Below are 20,051 nucleotides of genomic sequence, written 5' to 3' on the forward strand. Positions count from 1 at the left end.
ATATTGCTGCTACTGTCAGTCATAATGGCTCTAATCCACTATTTGGCACAATTTAATTGATAATTTTTTAAACGGTGGCGTTTCATAGACGCCGTGTTTTTTCGTTTGTTAGTGTATATAAAATTATGGCGCTCCCTTCTTTTTTTCGTTCCTCGCCCAAAGCAAAGCAAGCCTCTGGTTCAGATGGCGTTCTTTCTATGCCGTCAGCGCGCGCAGTTTTATTATCGAGCGTCGGCTGTATGATGGTGCTCAGTTTGCTGATGGTGGCATCTGCTTCTATTCCTTTTGCACTCAGTCGCGGTATGACAGAGTTGTATTTTTTCAATAACCAATTGCTGTATATGACGATCGGCTTGATTGCGGCGATTATTCCTTACTATGGTGTCTCTCTCAAGAGACTATACAAGACAGAGACTCAGTTTGCCTTGTTAGGGGTGACAGGTCTGCTGCTTGTGGCCACACTGTTTAGTACGCCTATTAATGGATCTAAACGCTGGCTCATGCTAGGGAGTTTTAACTTTCAGGTTGCAGAATTGGCCAAGCTGGTCATGATTGTATTTGTGTCAGACTTTGTGGTGCGCCGCTCTTTTGAGGTACGCAATGGCTTAGATGGCTTTTTACGAATCATGCTAGTGGTGGCGCTCATAACAATACTATTATTGTCGCAGCCAGACTTTGGCTCTTTTGTCGTTATTCTAGGTACGCTCTTTGCTATCTTTTATATCGCAGGGGCGCCTTACAAGCATTTCTTGGCTTTGGCTGCTGCTGCCATCGGCGGGGCAGTATTGATGGTCACGACGGCAGAGTATCGACTGATACGAGTGATGTCGTTTATGGATCCTTTTGATGATGTACAGGATACCGACTATCAGCTGGCACGCAGTTTGATCGCTTTTGGTCGTGGACAGTTCACAGGGGTAGGTTACGGTGAGAGCGTGCAAAAACTATCGCATCTACCTGAAGCGCACACCGATTTTTTATTGGCCATTACTGGGGAAGAGTTGGGCTTTGTGGGTGTCAGTATGGTACTGATATTAGAGGCCCTAATCATTGGTAGTGCGATGCGCATTAGCTACAATGCCCTGAAACGTCGTCAGATGCGGATGAGCTATACCGCCTTTGGTATCGGTGTGGTATTTATTGCACAAACGATTATTAATGCGGCGATGAATATGGGGGCGATTCCGACCAAGGGTTTGACCATGCCGTTCTTTAGCTATGGTGGCTCATCGATGTTGATTAGCCTAGTAATGGTTGCGCTATTGCTAAAAATATATAAAGAAAGCCCTGAGATAGAAAAAAGCCAATGCCGTTATTATTAACAGCTTTGAGATAAGTCTCAGTATAGATAAATGAGCATTGCCTAGGGTATGTTCTAGCATTGTTTAACCAAAAGCGTCACTAGCAGTGGCGCTTTTTGCTATCTGGGTATGGCTCATTATGTTTTAATATCTATGAGTACATGTTCTAATCTGGCAAGTTTAGCTGCTGTTTGCCTTGTAGCGGCTCATTACTCCATTGAGCAATGGCTTGTTTGAGCATATTCTCTGGCGTGTCCATATCGACGACTGCTTGCTGTAATAGCGTCAATGCCTCAGCGATGAGCTGGCTTGGGTCAGTGGTGTCAATTGGCTGTGCAAGATTCTGCTTAGAAAGCTTTTGACCGTCTGCATTATTGATGAGAGGCAGATGATACCAGTGATCGATAGCGGATAGGCCCGCGGCTTGCATAATGCTGATTTGTGCCGTTGTCATAGGTAAAATATCCAAACCACGCATAATATGAGTCACATTTTGCAAACCGTCATCCAGACTGGCTGCCAGTATATAATTGATCATGCCGTCTTGACGACGCGCCACCATATCTCCTAGCGTCTGTTGAGGGTTGTCCCATTGCATCCCTTGAATACCATCATTGAAGCCAATCTGATAATCTGGCAACTGTATGCGCAGTTTGTGCTGCTGTCTATCATGATCGGCTGCGACACATCGGCGCGGATAACGCTGTCTGTTCGGTAGTATTTGATGAGTATTCTGTATTGAATTGACATCGTTATGAATACTATTTTGCGCTTTTTGCGTCCAGTACTGCTCTAAGTCTTTGCGTGAGCACAGACAGCCATAAGTCAGCGGATACAATGAGGATGACAAGTAATCATTGTAGATATCAAGACGTTCAGACTGATAAATGGCATCACCGTCCCAGTGCAAACCAAGCATTTCTAAGTCTATTAAAATCTGCTCAGTGAACTGTCTATCACAGCGCTCAGTATCAGTATCTTCGATACGTAGCAGCCACTTACCACCAAGCGATTTGATATGGCAAAAGCTAGCAAGTGCCGTCGTTAGAGAGCCAAGATGCAGCTCACCAGTTGGCGAAGGCGCAAAACGGCCGACAGGAGTTGGCGCTGAGGTTTGAGTGGGCGTATCAGTAGACATAGTTTTCAAAATAGGTGAGTATCGATAGGAATAATACAGACAGAATAATAAAGATACGTGTCAAAAGATATCGCTTAAATGAGATTGTTTTGTTAGTAGCGATAGACACTGTGTCAGCATGCGTTTGAAGGGAGTGGCACAACACAGATTAAGAAATTGACCATCTATAATGCAACAAGCGACCCATTATAGGGTCGCTTGCTGTTTGATATAAATTTTTGCTACCGAGCCGAGAGGTAGGTAAGGGCGTTCTAAATTAAGCGCCTTGGTTTTGGCGTTCTTTGATTTCAGACAAAGTCTTACAGTCGATACACTGAGTCGCTGTTGGGCGAGCCTCTAGACGACGCAAACCAATCTCTACACCGCAAGTTTCACAAAACCCATAGTCATCGTTTTCGATTTCTAACATGGATTTGTCAATTTTGCGAATGAGTTTGCGCTCGCGGTCACGCGTACGCAGTGCCAATGCAAACTCTTCTTCTTGAGTGGCACGGTCATTTATGTCTGGCATGGCGCTTGATTCATCTTGGATGTAGTTTTTGGTACGATCCGCTTCGCCAATCAATTGGCCTTTCCAGTCTAACAAAATAGCTTTGAAGTGCTCTAACTGCGCATCAGACATATATTCTTCGTCTTTGGCCGGCACATAAGGAGTGAACTTAACTTCACTCGGATTCGTGGTCGCGGTGCTCATATGGGTATCCTACTTTTCAAATTAATTCAATAAAACGACGTATCAAAAGACAAGACATTATCACTATTGCAAACGCTATGATCTGTCCCTTTATCAAACGTTTTACCACTTGGTAATATAAGTAACACAGCGCATCAAATAATATGATTACCTTGATATGTCAAGATTAATACATCAAAGGTTGAGTATATTGTGATGCAAATTTTCATCTAAATGGTACTGTCCAAACGATGTCTAAAACCACTAACTGTGAAAAACTGGCTTAAAATGATAGACCGTTTTAGCCATTATGCAATTGCCAAACATCAGATATTGGGCCGTCCTCACATCATTTCACAAGTTGTATCATTGTTTCTATTAATAATGAAGTTATTTTTTATATTGGCGGTATATTTTCTTCGCTAATTATTTTGTGCCTCAATAAAAAATATTATCTAAAGCTATGATATCTAAAGGATAGATTGCAATATTCGCTATAAATACGGGCATCAAGTATCCAGTCTTTCTACCCAGCTTGCAACCTCTCCATTGTTGGCTAATTGCAACCAACGGTAACCAGGTAGTCCGCTCTCGTCATAAGCGAATTCCTGCACATTGGGCTTGAACTGATAACAAGTAGATGGCGTACTATAAACGGTCACACCTTGGCGATAACGGACCTGTTCTTGGTGAGTATGGCCACTGATAATAACCTGCAGATGCTTAAACGGTGCCATATTCTGCCAAAAACTTTCGGTATTCTGTGCCATATGGGTGTCAATCCACGCAGAGTCTATCGATATAATATGATGATGTAGCGCAATCAGCGCAGGCTTGGAGCAGTCAGTTAGTTTCTGACGCAACCACTCAATATCGATGGCTCGTATCTCTCCTTCGACCTTGCCTGTGATAGAGGAGTCTATAAACAGCAACTGCCAATGCTCAGACTCAATGGCATGGCGGTTCAGCAAACGTCGATCAGCAGGCCGAGCAACCAACTCTCGCTGAAAAAACGGTAAGTCCATACCGTTTTCATCAGTCACATCATGATTGCCTGCTATACAGGCAAAAGGAATCTGGGTGGACTGCAACACCTCAAAGATGTGATCGTAGATATGAGTATCTACTCTATTGACCAAGTCGCCAGTCACAATAATCAAATCGCAGCGTATGTCTTCATTCAGCGCTTGCTGAAGCACGCTCTCAAAGCTGTGCTGACAAAAAGTCGAAGCGTTACTATCATGACTGTCAATGATGACAGGAGTGGACAAGTGCAAATCTGTGATCTGTAAAATATTAAGCTGTGCATCTGGGGTACTTATTTGATTCGTAGGATAGCTTTGCATTGGGTCAGTCCCTTATCGAAACACAACAATGAATATTGTTAGCATGATTACGGATAAATGGGCCACTACTTTTAACGATACATTTATAAAGTATGACAGCTATTGGTATTAACTAACACAAATACATACAGTTAGTGAATGCCAATAGCGCTAAAGCACGTTTATAACATAAAGTGAATCAAAGCTCTAGTAATATTGGTGAAATAAAGTTTAATAAAAAGTTAACAAAGAACCGCTTTTGTCTAGAGGGTTAATGCAAAACTAACGGTTAGCTGACCGAAACGGCATGTCTATGAGCTTTGATAATATCAAAGCAACGAAAAACAAAATCGCTAATATTAAGACGATAGAAAGACCTGTTTGGATATCCAACCAAATACTGCTCCACACACCAAGTGTGACACCAAGTTGGGCGATGATTAGCGCCACAATGACCATTTGTTTGGGCGAGGTGACCCACAAGCGCGCGGTAAGTGCTGGCAATACCAATAATCCACTGATTAAGAGACTACCGACGGCCTGAAGCGCAACGGCACAAAATCCTGCCAATATCCCCATAAAAAACAACCGCTGGCGTGTTGGGTTGATGCCCTGTATACGCGCCAATGCTTCATGAGTTGCCAGTTTGATTTGCGCCGGCCATATATAGCGCAGTAGTCCTAGGCCCACCAATACACTACCGCCCAGTAGAGGCAAATCACTCCAATCAAGCTCTAGTAAATTTCCGAATAAAAACCCCAGTACATTGGCTTGCTGGTCTGTCAGCTGTGTCAATGTTAATAAGCCTAAACACAATAACGACACCGCAACGACTGCCAGCACCGCATCAGCAGGCAAGCGCTCATCATCAATCAGTACCAACCCTAATACTACTGTGATGCTGACTAACAAAACACCAATACCCATGGGCAACTGCCACCAAGCGGCTAGGGCGACACCAAGGAGCGTACCATGTGCTAAAGCATCAGCAAAAAAGGCCATGCGTCGCCACAAGACCAAGCAGCCCAAGGGAGCTGATAGTAGCGCTAAAATACTGCCAGCAATCCAAGCAGGCGCAATGATGGCTAACCAAGTGATCATAATAGATATCCGTGAAAGTTTTATAAAAGCACAAAACGGTATTGCTCAGTGTCAAAACACTGTGATCAGTACCGTTGTCATGTATTTGGTGTTATAGGCTATTGTTCAAGCTCGTTTGGGGTATGGTGCTGGCACGAATGTGGCTGATGCACATACGGCTGCTCGTAATAATGACCAAATAACTTTTTAAATTCGGTGCTAATGGCAAGCTCACTGGGTTGTCCTTCACAGCAAATATGCTTGTTGAGACAAATAACGCGGCGGCTGCCTTTCATTACCCAATGCAAATCATGTGATATGACCAGCATGGCACAACGCAAGAAGTCCGGCAGCTTATCAATAAACTGGTAAAGCCAAACTTCCGTATCAGGGTCAAGCCCTTGCATGGGCTCATCTAAAATGAGTAAATTGGGTTTGTCCAACAATGCTCGGGCCAATAAAACTCGCTGCGTCTCGCCACCTGATAAATGCAGCATTTGCCGTGATAGCAGGTGGGTCAAGGATAAATTATCGAAGATAAATTGGCGCTGCTCATGGGTTAAACGGTTTTTGTTGGCTTGCCCCAATAAGTCGCTGACTCGTAACGGCAGTATTGGCGGTACCGAAAACCGCTGCGGCACATAACCAAGTTGCAGTGGTTGATGGGCGGTAATATAGCCTTTGGTTGGATCAATCAAGCCCAAAATGAGCTTGACCAGTGTTGACTTGCCAGCACCGTTAGGCCCCACAAGGCTCACTGTCTCATTGATAGCAAGGTCAATATTGATGTCTGAGAGAATACGTTGCTGGCCAACATGATAGCTGATATTGCTTAAGCTTAGCAGCGGGCGAATCTCGCTCGCAGTAGCATTGTCTGCAATAGAAGGCAGTGGCTGATTAGAGGGTAGGGTAGAGAGGCTCATAAGATGACAACTAATAGATAAAAGGGTAGTACGGACGAACCATCAGTAACAGTGAGTATGTCTTTGTCAGTGCTTAATCTACTCATGGCCGGTATATGTGTGTTACTTGCAAACTTGGCAGCGCCCACTCAATTCAATAACACTGCGTGCCACCGTAAAGCCTACGTCTTGCTCAGCAAAGTTCATCATCTCTTGTACAGGTAAACTGCTGCACTCTTGCACCCGCTTGCATTGCTCGCAGATTAAAAAGGCGGCCGTATGATGCGCTCTTGGATGGCAGCAAGCAACATACGCATTGATTGAGGTCAACTGATGAATCAGGCCTTCTGCCAACAAAAACTCTAAACTGCGATAGACCGTTGGCGGCGCGACGTTTTTTTGCACCGAGTCACTGGTGTGATTGTCTGTGGTGGCCGAGCGTGTTTGCTGCAACAGAGTAATCAAGTCATAAGCGCCAATCGGCCTATTGGCTTCTAAAACCAGTTGATATATCTGCTGACGCAAGGATGTAAAGCGTGATCCGTTTAGACGGCATTGCTCTTTGGCCTCGGCCAAACGTTCTATTACATCGTGCGGCGTAAAGTCCTGCGCATCATGTAAATGTTCACAAACTGATGAGTGGCTAGACATGGTGCAGACTCCTAAAAATAAAATGGCTGTTCTATTATATTTTTTATTGTTATAGTATAACATACTAAAACGAAAAGCAGATAAGCTGTCTTAAACTATCTGGTATCTATTCTGTTTTTACCAAATATATTGTTTCAATACCATCGCGACTACCACTTATTTTTCATCATTTATATAGCAAAGATACCAACTATGAACTCAGCTTTTAATCGTTTACTACGTCCAGTTATGAAACTAAAACGTCTACTCATTGCTAGCATGGCGCTAGGGGTTTTGACGCTCAACGCTCAAGCTGCAACCGTGAGTGTGAGCAACTACCCGATGTTTTTACTCAGTGAGGCTGTCACTGAGGGGACGCCCTCAGCCAATAGAATTCTGCAAGCAGGTGATGTAGGACATCATGGTAGTATCAGCCCAAGCGATATGAAGGCCATTAAAGACAGTAAATTTGTCGTTTGGTTTGGACCTTTATTAGAAAACAGCCTAGCGGGTAGCTTAGAGACTGCACCCAATGCTATCTCCCTGTTTGATTTTAAGGCCTTTAACCGTTATCCACTTCGAGATGTTAAAGGGACACCAATTGCAGGCACACTCGATCCACACATTTGGCTCGATCCTGAAAACGCCAAAGCCATTACCCGTGCGCTGGCGGTCATTCATAGCCACGCCAATCCGGAGTATACAAGCACTTATCAAGCCAATGTCAAGAATTTTGCAGCACGTATGGATAAGGAAGTTGCTGACATCCAAAAGCAAGCGGCACAAAAAAATCGTTCTTATTGGGCCTATCATGATGCTTACCAATATATTGAAAAAGCAATGAATATCACATTGGCAGGCAGTCTGAGTCCAGACCATCATATCTCGCCAAAAGCCAGTCAGCTACGGTGGTTGAATGAGCATCGTCCCTCTACACGGATGTGTATGGTCAACCAGAGCGTTGCCTCTAAAGGACTACTTGCCAAGCTGCAACCACTTGAGACAACGGTTCAAGTCGAAGACATGAGTGCCAGTAAAGACTTCGTCGATGGCTGGCGCATGATGGCTCAACAAATATCTCAATGTATCTCATAAATCGCCACGCTTCTAGGATTATTCGTGATCAGATTATTGCTTTGTCTTAAGTGTGTATGACAGAGCAAATGACACAATAATCCTAGTCAGATGCGTTAGGTGACTGATAAAAGGCATATTTTACTTGCTTAATATCCGCAGTCTACTTATAATAAGTGGCGTTTTATTTTGGTTAAAAGGTAACACCTGTAGAGTAAAAAGTCATTTACGGATAAAAGCATCTTAAGTATGTTATATTATCCCAATGCTGCAAGGCTATAGGAATACCGATGACCAAGCCTGCCAAACGCACGCAAAAAGATAAAATCGCCATTTATATAAAGCGTCAAGCATGGATATTATTTATCCTTATTATTATTGCTTGGATCGTTGATACTATGTGGCTTAGTGGTGAGCTTATCGCCGCAAAAAGCGCCGCTATTGGTGCGCTACTGAGTTTTGTTACTCAAGCAGTGTTTGCTTTTTTTATCTTTTGGTATACTGGATATCGCGCGCGCCTACATATTGTTAGCCAGCTTTATCGAGGTCAAATGGCAAAATGGCTATTGACCGTGTTTGGTTTCGCACTAATTTTTATTACCGTACAACCCCTATCTGCGCCCGCGCTATTTATCGGTTTTATGGTAATGCAAATTAGTCACAGTTGGATGTTGTGGCATATACGCTAGTGTTAATAAAAATCGCTATATGAATGGTTAGATATTTTGTTAATAGCACTGGCAAGTCACCCTGCCGTCCAACTTCTCTATGACTGGTTCGAAAAGTCGAAGTACAATAACTGTCTAAAAACAGTAATAGTGACTATAAAGATTGCTTAATGAGCTTTGATGCTCAGCGTATACTAATGTGATGATAGGGTAGGGCAGATTTGGCTACCTATATCATAGACAATGAATTTGTCGTCATCTAATGGTATGTGCAGAGTTAGACATGCTGATGTTGCAATGTTACTGAGCAGTTAACTTATTCATACAATGGATAAAAAAAACACAATTGACTTTACACGAATACAACGCTGCATTAGTATAGGCAGCTAAATATTTTGCTTATGGGTACCACATTGAGTGCCTGTCACTAATACTGGCAAATAAGCAGACACATATATAATAATTTTGCGTATAAAAATGCAAGGGCTATTACTGAGTTATCATAAGCCCTTTTTTGATAGCTAAAATTTATCTCAAGCTATCAATTATTGCATATTAGTAATAGAACTATGGGTTGGATGTTGTTGGTTACATGAGTGTTTTGACACCGTTTGATTGTTGACCTAAAAGGGAGGCCGTTGAATAGATCAAACCTCATCAGATGACAACCATATTTTTGGTAGTTGATTAAATCGTTGATTAATAAGAAGCTTACATTATGGCATCCGAGCAAACATCATCAGAATATATCTCTCACCACTTAACGAATTGGACGTACGGCTATTTGCCGGGCGAAGGCTGGAAAGTCGCCTATAATGCTGAAGAAGCAGGATTGATGGGCTTTAAAGCCATTCATCTTGACTCTATGCTATGGTCAGTTGGTCTGGGTATTTTATTTTGTACCATCTTTTGGATGGTTGCAAAAAAAGTCACTTCAGGTGTGCCAGGCAAATTGCAGGCAGCGGTTGAGATGATCGTTGAGTTTGTTGATAACAACGTTCGTGATTCGTACAGTGGTACATCAAAGCTGATTGCACCATTGGCGTTAACCATTTTTGTTTGGATTTTCCTGATGAACTTGATGGATTTGATACCCGTCGACTTTATTCCAGGAATTGCTGGCCAAGTTGGCGCTGCCATGGGCCACGATCCGCATCATGTTTTCTTTAAGATTGTTCCAACGACTGATCCCAATATCACGCTTGGCATGTCTTTCTCTGTCTTTGCGTTGATTATCTTTTATAGCATTAAAGAAAAAGGTTTGGGTGGCTTTATTGGTGAACTAACCCTTCATCCGTTCGGTGCCAAAAACCCAATCGTACAAGCGATTTTAATCCCCATCAATTTTGTTTTAGAAGCAGTTACTCTAATAGCGAAGCCTGTATCACTTGGCCTACGTCTATTTGGTAACATGTATGCTGGGGAATTGATTTTCATACTGATTGCTCTAATGCCGTTTTGGATTCAATGGGCGTTATCGGTACCGTGGGCTATCTTCCACATCTTAGTTATTACACTTCAAGCGTTCGTATTCATGATGCTGACGATAGTTTATATGTCGCTTGCATCATCAACTGAACATTAATTAGACATTCAATAGGTAAATGAGGATACATCAATGGATCCAGTATTAGGTGGTTACACAGTTATCGCAGTAGCGCTACTTATCGGTCTTGGCGCACTTGGCACAGGTATTGGTTTTGCTATTCTAGGTGGCAAGTTCTTAGAAGGTGTTGCACGTCAACCAGAGCTTGGTTCGCAATTGCAAACTCGTATGTTCATCGTAGCAGGTCTTCTTGATGCTATTCCGATGATCGGTGTTGGTATTGCTATGCTATTGTTATTCGCTAACCCTCTAGCAGGTTAATCCGAAAGCTCAGTTCTAAATGTTTGGTATTCGGAGATTCTCTATCAAATATAGTCAAAATTTGACTACCAAACATGATCAATGAAACTGATTTTTCATTAACAAAGAGGTGATCACGTGAATATCAATTTTACCCTCGTCGGTCAAGCCATTGCTTTTGCAATATTTGTGATTTTTTGCATGAAATTCGTGTGGCCACCACTTATCGGTGCCATCAATGAGCGTCAGCGTAAAATCGCTGAAGGCTTAAATGCAGCAGAAAAAGCAAAAGCAGATTTGGCGACCGCGGAGCAAAATGTACAGCAGGAACTTGATCTTGCAAAGACCAAGGCTGCCGCTCTAATCGAGCAAGCGAATAAAAGTGCCAATCAGCTCGTCGAAGATGCAAAATCACAAGCCCAAGCGGAAGGTGAGCGCATTCGTCAACAAGCGCAAGCGTCTATCGACCAAGAGATCAACCAAGCACGTGAATCATTGCGCGCCCAAGTTGCTGAACTGGCTGTACTTGGTGCAGAGAAGATTTTGCAAGACGAAGTCGATGTGCAAAAACATGCCAGTATGCTAGATCAACTGGCGGCGAAGCTGTAATTGTGAGGATATCATGGCTGACTTATCAACCTTAGCACGACCGTACGCTAAAGCCGCGTTTGACTATGCCAACGAAAACGGCGCAGTAACCGAGTGGGAGAACTTCCTGCTTGTTGCTAGCACTGTTGTCAATGACAAGTCGTTCAGTACTTGGTTAGACAATCCAGCTGTTTCTGCTGAGCATAAGTCAGCTGCTTTGGTCGATCTTTATGATACGCAAGTAGCTAGCGCTAATGATTCTGCTTTTAAGCAGTTATTAGGTGGGGCTCAAGAGGTAAATCTTGACAGCAACACCAGCTATCCAAAAGTATCAGAAGCACTTAGTAACTTCGTTAAACAGTTATCAGAACAAGAGCGTCTGGCGCTGCTTCCTGAAGTTTATGAGCATTATCGCCGTCACAAGGCAATAAGCTTAAAGCAGCTTGACGCATATGTGACTTCTGCTTATCCATTAACGGATGACCAACGTCAAATGATTAGAACACGTCTCGCCGCCTCGCTTAATGCCAGTGTGGTGATTCATGAATCAGTTGATCCAAGTCTATTGGCAGGCGCGACAATCAAAGTCGGTGACAAAGTTATTGATGATTCGATGCGCGGCAAGTTACAACAGTTAAAAACACAGCTAACTGCCTAATGCCATTCATCAACGCAGTCATATAAAGTCTGCGTGATAGTAAGAGCATTTAAGTCAGTAGGCGAGTTATCATAAATTAAAGGAAACAAGGCAATGCAACAATTGAATCCAGCGGAAATCAGTAACCTGATTAAGCAGCGTATTCAAGACCTTGATGCGGGTGCAACTGCAAAGAATGAAGGCACGATTGTCAAAGTATCTGACGGTATCGTGCAGATTCATGGTCTTGAAGATGCCATGTACGGCGAAATGATTGAGTTTGAAGGCGAAGTCTACGGAATGGCTCTAAACTTAGAGCGCGATTCTGTTGGCGCGGTAGTACTTGGTGATTACCTAAAGCTGCAAGAAGGTCAAAAAGCCTATTGTACTGGTCGTATCCTTGAAGTACCAGTAGGTCCTGAGCTGCTAGGCCGTGTTGTTGACGCCTTGGGTAACCCTATTGATGGCAAAGGTCCTATCAATGCCAAAATGACTGATAAAGTCGAAAAAATTGCGCCAGGCGTTATTGATCGTCAGTCAGTTGATCAGCCAGTAATGACGGGTTATAAAGCCGTTGATACTATGATTCCAATTGGTCGTGGTCAGCGTGAGCTTATCATTGGTGACCGTCAGACTGGTAAAACAGCGATGGCTATCGATGCGATCATCGCACAGAAAGCCTCTGGCATTAAATGTGTATACGTAGCTATCGGTCAGAAACGCTCGACCATCGCTAACGTTGTACGTAAGCTTGAGCAAACTGGTGCCCTAGAATATACCACGGTTGTGGTTGCATCAGCGTCAGAGCCTGCAGCACTTCAGTATATCGCACCGTACTCAGGTTGTACGATGGGCGAATACTTCCGTGACCGCGGCGAAGATGCACTGATTGTATTTGATGACTTATCAAAACAAGCGGTTGCTTATCGTCAAATCTCACTATTGCTACGTCGTCCGCCAGGTCGTGAAGCATATCCTGGTGATGTATTCTATTTACATTCACGTTTACTTGAGCGTGCATCACGCGTAAACGCGGCTTATGTAGAAAAATTCACTAACGGTGAAGTGGTTGGCAAAACAGGTTCTCTAACTGCACTGCCAATTATTGAAACCCAAGCTGGTGACGTTTCTGCATTCGTACCGACCAACGTGATTTCAATCACTGATGGTCAGATTTTCTTAGAATCTAGCCTATTCAACTCAGGTATCCGTCCAGCAGTAAACGCTGGTATCTCGGTATCTCGTGTGGGCGGGGCAGCTCAGACTAAGATCATTAAGAAATTGTCTGGTGGTATTCGTACTGCACTGGCTCAGTACCGTGAACTGGCAGCATTTGCTCAGTTTGCATCAGATCTTGATGACGCGACTCGCGAACAGCTTGATCATGGTGAGCGCGTAACTGAATTGATGAAACAGAAGCAGTATCAGCCGATGTCAATCTCTGAGCAAGCCGCTGTTATCTATGCATCAAACGAAGGGTTTTTGTCTGACGTTCCTGTCGAAAAAATCGGTTCTTTTGAAGAAGCATACTTGCGCTATATGCATGATGAGCAAAGTGAATTGATGCGTGAGATCGATGACACTGCGAACTATAATGATGATATCGCAGGTCGTTTAAAGTCAGCTCTTGAGACCTTTAAACAAAATCACAGTTATTAATTTAACGGGTTAAGCCGTAGTGGTTATGGCTGCTATTGATAGTCAATAAAGTGGCGCGTTGTCTGAACAGATTTTGCCAAGACAAAGCGTCACTATTTTAACCATTACCGGTATTAGATCGCGTCATGCGAAAGATATAAAATGTTATTCTACTAGATTGATGTTTATATTCACTGATTGTCGCATGCGCCAATGCTTTTTAACCCTCTTATATTGGAATCATTATGGCAAGCTTAAAAGAGATACGTGCCAAAGTCACCAGTATTAAAAGCACCCAGAAAATCACTCGTGCAATGCAGATGGTAGCGGCAAGTAAAATGCGCCGTGCCCAAGAGCGCATGGAAGTGGGTCGCCCGTATGCTGATAGTATGCGCCGGGTTATTTCACATTTGGTGCATGCTTCATCAGACTACAAGCATCCGTATATGGTATCGCGTCCAGTCAATAAGGTTGGCTATATCGTCATTACCTCTGACCGTGGCCTAGCGGGTGGTTTGAATATTAACCTATTCAAAGCCCTATCTAAAAGTATTCAAGAGTATCAAGATCAGTCTGTACAAGCCGAGTTTGCAGTTATTGGTGCCAAAGGCGTCAGTTTCTTCAAAAACTTTGGCGGTAAAGTCACATCGGCTGTGACGGATTATGGTGACAAACCGACATTCGAGCAGTTGAATGCCCCTGTTCAAGCCATGCTTGAAGATTATAGTAACGGTAATATTGACCGTATCTATGTGGTATACAACCGATTTGTCAATGCCATGACCCAAAAGCCAACCGTCACTCAGTTGGTTCCTCTACCAGAGGGATCATTTGATGATGAAGACAGTGGCATACAGACAGAACTTAGCTGGGATTATATCTACGAGCCTGATATCAAAACATTGATTGATGAGTTGCTTGGTCGTTATATCGAGTCGATTGTTTATCAAGCGGTAATGGAAAACATTGCCTCTGAGCAGTCTTCACGTATGGTTGCGATGAAAGCCGCTACAGATAATGCCGGTGACCTTATTAACGATTTACAGTTGGTTTATAACAAGCTGCGTCAAGCGGCGATTACTCGAGAAATCTCGGAAATCGTTGGCGGTGCTGCTGCTGTTTCATAATTGACTACACCTATATATAGAAGTTCAAGGAGAACGCAATGAGTAGCGGTCGTATTGTACAGATTATTGGCGCGGTTCTTGACGTTGAGTTCAACCGTAACGAAGTTCCTCAGATTTATGATGCTTTGCAAGTAGACGGTACTGAAACCACCCTAGAAGTACAGCAACAGCTAGGTGATGGCATCGTACGTACTATTGCCATGGGTTCAACCGAAGGCCTAAAGCGTAACCTACCTGTTACGAATACTGGTGCACCAATTGCTGTGCCTGTTGGTATCGGCACACTAGGTCGCATCATGGATGTTCTTGGTCGTCCTATCGATGAAGAAGGTCCTGTAGAAGCTGACGAAAAATGGTCTATCCACCGTGAAGCGCCAAGCTACGCGGATCAGTCAAACAGCACTGAGCTGTTAGAAACTGGTATTAAAGTTATCGATCTACTTTGCCCGTTTGCAAAAGGTGGTAAAGTTGGTCTGTTTGGTGGTGCTGGTGTTGGTAAAACCGTTAACATGATGGAGCTGATCAATAACATCGCTCTAAAACATGAAGGTTTGTCAGTATTTGCTGGTGTTGGTGAGCGTACTCGTGAAGGTAACGATTTCTATCACGAAATGCAAGAAGCTGGCGTTGTAAACACTGAAGACTTTAGCAAATCTAAAGTTGCGATGGTATACGGTCAGATGAATGAGCCACCGGGTAACCGTTTGCGTGTTGCACTGTCTGGTTTGACCATGGCTGAATACTTCCGTGATACTAAAGATCCTGCTACTGGTAAAGGTCGTGACGTATTGCTGTTTGTTGATAACATCTACCGCTATACACTAGCCGGTACTGAAGTATCAGCATTGCTTGGTCGTATGCCATCAGCGGTTGGTTATCAGCCAACACTTGCTGAAGAGATGGGTATGCTACAAGAGCGTATTACTTCAACTCAGTCAGGTTCTATCACTTCAGTTCAAGCTGTTTATGTACCCGCGGATGATTTAACGGATCCATCACCAGCAACAACGTTTGCTCATTTGGATGCAACTGTTGTATTGAGCCGTGATATTGCCTCACAAGGTATCTATCCTGCGGTTGATCCACTAGATTCAACCTCACGTCAGCTAGATCCACTAGTTATCGGCGAAGAGCATTATAACGTTGCTCGTGGCGTGCAAGAAATTTTGCAACGCTATCGTGAGTTGAAAGACATCATCGCTATCTTGGGTATGGATGAGTTATCAGAAGAAGATAAACTGGTTGTTTATCGTTCGCGTAAGATTCAGCGCTTCTTATCACAGCCATTCCACGTAGCTGAAGTCTTTACTGGTGCACCTGGTAAATACGTACCACTACGCGATACCATTGCTAGCTTTAAAGCAATCATCGCTGGCGAATACGATGACCTACCAGAACAAGCGTTCTATATGGCTGGTGGCATCGATGAAGTTGTTGCTAAAGCAGAAAAAATGAAATCTACTGCAGCGTAAGTTGTATTAGCATTTGCTAGAAGGCAAATAGCCTATCATAAGGCTGTTTGCCACTAAGTAACGCATCGCAGTTTTGATTGTGTTTTGATCGTGAGGAGTTAAGTATGGCAACGTTACAATGTCGCGTCGTAAGTGCTCGTGAAGAGTTGTATTCAGGCGAAATTAGCATGTTAATAGCGACGGGTACCGAAGGCGAGATTGGTGTATTGCCAGGTCACACACCGCTTATTACTTTGTTAAAACCGGGTGCGATGCGAGTGCAAACGCCAGACGGTGAAGAAGAAGTTATTTATGTCTCAGGTGGCGTGCTAGAAGTACAGCCTAAGATGGTTACCGTATTGGCTGATACAGCAATGCGTGCACATAACTTGGACGAAAGCAAAATCGTTGAAGCGCGTAGAAAAGCAGAGCAGATGCTGGTTAACCAGTCTGATACTTTGCAAACCAATGCAGCTTTGGCCTCACTTGCTGAGTCAGTAGCACAACTGCAAACTATCCGTAAGTATAAAAACCGCGTATAGTTTGTGATCAGTAGCCTTGGCTACAAGTCGTCAAAAAAACAGCCCATTATGGGCTGTTTTTTTTGTCTACGATTTATTTTAATAGATGCTATAAGAAAATATGGTTGATTCAATTTAAAAGACAGTCAAGGTAACTGAATACAGATGTACATGTAATACTTTAAGTGAGGTTAACGCTGTCGCACTTTTATAAAGGATTGACTATAGTGAGAAATAATCGGTGAATAACATATGACACCAGCAATTTTTTAAGGGTTTGTCATCTACTATCTATGAGTCAACCAGTACGATAGTATTTATCAAAAGTCACTGGTAACCATAATAATATATGGTTATATTAGACATGACGTACTACCTATATTAGACAGTTATGTAAGTATGATAACGGCACTTTAATCATTTATTTGAGTGATTTATAGGTATTTGTATATTAAGTCATGAAAAGAAAAAATTCAGCTGGTTATTGTGACGTCAAATGACATGATTTTTGGACGTAAACTAAAGTTTTAATCGAGGTAGTTTATAGGTTTTGTTACTGGTTATCAGCTATAGTATAGGAAGCTAACGGTTTAATAGTATACTATGCTACCAAGTTTGTAACAGCTATACGAACATCAATTGTGCCACTTTATGGTGCTATTAATTTTACCGCTCTTACTTTTACTGCTTTTAAATTAGATGTATTAGAGGATATAACAATGACAACGAATGAAGAAGACAACACCCCCCGAATCTTGATTGTTGAAGATGATGAGCGCCTGGCTATGTTGACCCAAGATTACTTGGTCAAAAATGGTCTAGAAGTGGCAATTGAAACTGATGGTAATCGCGCTATTCGTCGCATCGTCAATGAGCAACCAGATTTGGTTGTGCTTGATGTTATGCTTCCTGGTAGTGATGGTTTGACAGTTTGCCGTGAGGTTCGTCCGCACTATCAGAATCCTATCCTGATGTTGACTGCTCGTACTGAAGATATGGATCAGGTATTGGGTCTTGAGATGGGTGCTGATGACTATGTCGCCAAACCTGCTCAGCCGCGTGTACTACTTGCTCGTATCCGCGCTCTATTGCGTCGTTCAGAGAATGCACCATCAGAAGATGTGCCACAGCGTTTAGAGTTTGGTGAGTTGGTGATTGATAACGGTGGTCGTTCAGTGAATTTGGGTGATGAACTGGTTGATTTCACCAGTGCTGAATACGATTTGCTATGGCTGCTTGCTTCGAATGCAGGTCGTATCCTCTCTCGTGAAGATATTTTTGAGCGTCTACGCGGTATTGAATATGATGGTCAAGATCGCTCGATTGACGTACGTATTTCGCGTATTCGTCCAAAAATCGGTGATGATCCAGAAAACCCAAAACGCATCAAAACCGTACGTAGTAAAGGCTATCTATTTGTGAAGGAAGGCAACTAAAACGGCCTTGTCTGTATAATGAGTGATTACTAATCGCTATTTAAGAAAAACCAGCATTATTGCTGGTTTTTTTGTGGGTATATTTTAATTTTTAAACTTAATTAAGGCGTTATGTGGTTTAATTAACTCATTATTATGGCCTGATTATATATATTGTGATCTGTCTGAATCATCAAATGATGATGGCATGACAAATAAAACGTATGAATCAGGGTTTGTCTTTATTCAACAATGCTCGATATCATTGATAGCGCATCACCCATATGCCCATGATATCAGTCGTTATTATTTATTAAGTTGGTCACGGCACGTATGTCATTAGTCTCTTCTTTAAAACACAGTATCTTTGTCCGTATTTACGCCGGACTGCTTATCGTCTGTTTGTGTGTGGCATTATTTGCTCAACTGTTGATGGATACAATCAATAAGGAGCGGGTACAGTCTTACCGAGAAAATATGGCAATGGGGGCATTTCATTTGGTGAGCGAAGGTATCTCTCATCAAGAAAATGAAGAGCAAAAAGCGTATTGGTTATCTGATGCCAGTAGTTTGTTTGGGGCGACTTTTAAAGTCGTGCCTATCGATGACGTAGAGTTTAATGCCAGTGAGTTGCGACGATTTAAAAACGACAATACGGTTGTGCGTTATACCAGCCAACCAGTATATGCCGATGTCTATTACCGCTTACCAGACAAAAAAAATGTATTAACAGCCAGGATATCGCAAGTTACTGAGCAGCAAGTGCGAGCGATTGCCGTATTTTTGCTAGATGATTTGTCTTATCACATGACATTGTCCGATAAGCGAGCGCGTTTGTCTGAGCTTGAAAAGAAATTCTCTTTTCCTTTAGAGTTCAAAGCGGTCAATACATTGGAGTTGGATTCAGATCAATTATCACGCCTGCGCCGTGACGAAGTGGTTATCTCATTGCAAGATACCAACAGTAGTACGAGTAACTCAGCCATCAGAATTGTCGTGCCATCAGAGATCAATGATATGGCGATTTTGATTGGTCCTGTGCCCTTGTTCAATTGGTTTCCACTGAACTTAATTGTTAGTATGATTTTGATCAGTATGTTTTTGATCAGCCTAGGCGTATACGCACTGATTTTCCCACTAGAGCGTAAGCTTCAGCTGATTCAGGTCGGTGTCAGTGAGGTGAGTAAAGGCAATCTTGATATTCAAGTACAGGTCATCGGACAAGACGAGATCGCGCGGTTGTCTGCAACTTTTAATGCAATGACGTCACATATTAAGCGTTTGATTGAGTCGCAGCGAGAGTTGACACGGGCTGTGTCACATGAGCTTCGTACACCCGTCGCCCGTATTCGCTTTGCTGTCGATATGCTCGCAGACACAGACGACGAAGACTCACGCTTTATGCAACGCGATTACATTGATGAAGATATTGAGTCGCTTAATGGGTTGATCGATGAGATGTTGACCTACGCCAAGCTCGAAGAAGGCTCACCAAAACTGGATTTAGAGCCAGTCAATCTTAAAGAGTTATTGGAGCAAATCGAGCGTGAGACCAATGCGCTTGGCAAGCCCATTAAAATTGTGGCCAATTTACCCAATGCAAAAGTAACGGCAGTTGCTGACCGTCGCTATTTACATCGAGTGATCCAAAATCTTGCAGGTAATGCGTTACGCTATGCTGAAACAACGATTATCATTAGTGCTGGTATCAAAAAAGGCAATGCCTTTGTCAGCGTTGAAGATGATGGTCATGGTATCCCTGAAGCTGATCGCGAAAAAGTCTTTATACCATTTTCGCGCTTAGATGATAGCCGTACACGCGCCTCAGGTGGCTACGGTCTGGGATTGTCCATTGTATCGCGTATTGCTTTTTGGTTTAATGGTAGTATGAAAGTAGATGAAAGCCGAACACTTGGCGGTGCCAGATTCGTGATGACATGGCCAATTAAGCCGTTGACTCAGATTCTTGCTGCGGATGAATTGACGCAAGAAAAAAGCGAGCGTGATTTCGATACCAAATAACAGGCTGTATCGGCC

The 20,051-nt window shown here is 43.0% G+C and carries 19 protein-coding genes; 13 read left to right on the forward strand and 6 right to left on the reverse strand.

Going from position 1 to position 20,051, the window contains the following annotated elements:
- Nucleotides 1-125: 125 nt before the first annotated feature.
- Nucleotides 126-1,322, forward strand: coding sequence for a putative peptidoglycan glycosyltransferase FtsW (locus tag I6E86_RS11110; RefSeq protein WP_197177533.1), 1,197 nt, complete (start codon nt 126-128; stop codon nt 1,320-1,322).
- 145 nt (nt 1,323-1,467) lie between these two features.
- On the opposite strand, the gene gluQRS is transcribed toward I6E86_RS11110, so the two are convergent.
- From gluQRS to I6E86_RS11140, 6 genes are all read right to left on the reverse strand, one after another.
- Nucleotides 1,468-2,439, reverse strand: coding sequence for a tRNA glutamyl-Q(34) synthetase GluQRS (gene gluQRS / locus I6E86_RS11115; RefSeq protein ID WP_197177534.1), 972 nt, complete (start codon nt 2,437-2,439; stop codon nt 1,468-1,470).
- A gap of 256 nt (nt 2,440-2,695) precedes the next feature.
- Nucleotides 2,696-3,133 carry an RNA polymerase-binding protein DksA gene (gene dksA, locus I6E86_RS11120; protein ID WP_194365026.1) on the reverse strand — a complete coding sequence of 146 codons (438 nt, stop codon included), beginning with the start codon at nt 3,131-3,133 and terminating at the stop codon, nt 2,696-2,698.
- Nucleotides 3,134-3,621: 488 nt separating this feature from the next.
- Nucleotides 3,622-4,458, reverse strand: coding sequence for a metallophosphoesterase (locus tag I6E86_RS11125; RefSeq protein ID WP_197177535.1), 837 nt, complete (start codon nt 4,456-4,458; stop codon nt 3,622-3,624).
- Nucleotides 4,459-4,719: 261 nt separating this feature from the next.
- Nucleotides 4,720-5,538 carry a metal ABC transporter permease gene (locus I6E86_RS11130; protein WP_197177536.1) on the reverse strand — a complete coding sequence of 273 codons (819 nt, stop codon included), beginning with the start codon at nt 5,536-5,538 and terminating at the stop codon, nt 4,720-4,722.
- A gap of 98 nt (nt 5,539-5,636) precedes the next feature.
- The gene (locus tag I6E86_RS11135) at nt 5,637-6,440 is read right to left on the reverse strand and encodes a metal ABC transporter ATP-binding protein (protein WP_197177537.1); all 804 of its coding nucleotides are present in this window, start codon (nt 6,438-6,440) and stop codon (nt 5,637-5,639) included.
- A gap of 102 nt (nt 6,441-6,542) precedes the next feature.
- The gene (locus I6E86_RS11140; protein ID WP_197177538.1) at nt 6,543-7,070 is read right to left on the reverse strand and encodes a Fur family transcriptional regulator; all 528 of its coding nucleotides are present in this window, start codon (nt 7,068-7,070) and stop codon (nt 6,543-6,545) included.
- A 192-nt stretch (nt 7,071-7,262) separates the two neighbouring features.
- Here I6E86_RS11140 and I6E86_RS11145 point away from each other — a divergent pair, with 192 nt between their 5' ends.
- The 12 genes from I6E86_RS11145 to I6E86_RS11200 all read left to right on the forward strand — a co-directional run bounded on the left by I6E86_RS11145 (nt 7,263) and on the right by I6E86_RS11200 (nt 20,036).
- Nucleotides 7,263-8,144, forward strand: coding sequence for a metal ABC transporter solute-binding protein, Zn/Mn family (locus I6E86_RS11145; protein WP_197177539.1), 882 nt, complete (start codon nt 7,263-7,265; stop codon nt 8,142-8,144).
- Between the two features lie 269 nt (nt 8,145-8,413).
- Nucleotides 8,414-8,812 (forward strand): ATP synthase subunit I, encoded by a 399-nt coding sequence (locus I6E86_RS11150; protein WP_197177540.1) that lies wholly within the window; start codon nt 8,414-8,416, stop codon nt 8,810-8,812.
- 697 nt (nt 8,813-9,509) lie between these two features.
- Nucleotides 9,510-10,376, forward strand: coding sequence for a F0F1 ATP synthase subunit A (atpB, locus tag I6E86_RS11155; RefSeq protein WP_194365019.1), 867 nt, complete (start codon nt 9,510-9,512; stop codon nt 10,374-10,376).
- A 33-nt stretch (nt 10,377-10,409) separates the two neighbouring features.
- Entirely contained in the window at nt 10,410-10,658 is a 249-nt protein-coding gene (gene atpE, locus I6E86_RS11160; protein ID WP_010197960.1) for a F0F1 ATP synthase subunit C, read from the forward strand.
- Nucleotides 10,659-10,775: 117 nt separating this feature from the next.
- Nucleotides 10,776-11,246, forward strand: a complete 471-nt coding sequence (locus I6E86_RS11165) for a F0F1 ATP synthase subunit B (protein ID WP_194365018.1) — start codon at nt 10,776-10,778, stop codon at nt 11,244-11,246.
- Nucleotides 11,247-11,259: 13 nt separating this feature from the next.
- A complete protein-coding gene (locus I6E86_RS11170) occupies nt 11,260-11,883 on the forward strand; it encodes a F0F1 ATP synthase subunit delta (protein WP_197177541.1) in 624 nt (207 codons plus the stop codon).
- 93 nt (nt 11,884-11,976) lie between these two features.
- A complete protein-coding gene (gene atpA / locus I6E86_RS11175) occupies nt 11,977-13,521 on the forward strand; it encodes a F0F1 ATP synthase subunit alpha (RefSeq protein WP_194365016.1) in 1,545 nt (514 codons plus the stop codon).
- Between the two features lie 224 nt (nt 13,522-13,745).
- Nucleotides 13,746-14,627 carry a F0F1 ATP synthase subunit gamma gene (atpG, locus tag I6E86_RS11180; protein WP_194365015.1) on the forward strand — a complete coding sequence of 294 codons (882 nt, stop codon included), beginning with the start codon at nt 13,746-13,748 and terminating at the stop codon, nt 14,625-14,627.
- A 38-nt stretch (nt 14,628-14,665) separates the two neighbouring features.
- A complete protein-coding gene (gene atpD / locus I6E86_RS11185; RefSeq protein WP_194365014.1) occupies nt 14,666-16,099 on the forward strand; it encodes a F0F1 ATP synthase subunit beta in 1,434 nt (477 codons plus the stop codon).
- 104 nt (nt 16,100-16,203) lie between these two features.
- Nucleotides 16,204-16,620 carry a F0F1 ATP synthase subunit epsilon gene (locus tag I6E86_RS11190; protein WP_194365013.1) on the forward strand — a complete coding sequence of 139 codons (417 nt, stop codon included), beginning with the start codon at nt 16,204-16,206 and terminating at the stop codon, nt 16,618-16,620.
- Between the two features lie 698 nt (nt 16,621-17,318).
- Nucleotides 17,319-18,035 (forward strand): response regulator, encoded by a 717-nt coding sequence (locus I6E86_RS11195; protein WP_021812806.1) that lies wholly within the window; start codon nt 17,319-17,321, stop codon nt 18,033-18,035.
- A gap of 312 nt (nt 18,036-18,347) precedes the next feature.
- Complete coding sequence (locus I6E86_RS11200; protein WP_197177542.1) at nt 18,348-20,036, forward strand: ATP-binding protein; 1,689 nt, start codon at nt 18,348-18,350, stop codon at nt 20,034-20,036.
- Nucleotides 20,037-20,051 lie beyond the last annotated feature (15 nt).

Origin of the sequence: Psychrobacter sp. SWN149, from assembly GCF_015864565.1 — a bacterium.
Classification (GTDB): Bacteria; Pseudomonadota; Gammaproteobacteria; order Pseudomonadales; family Moraxellaceae; genus Psychrobacter.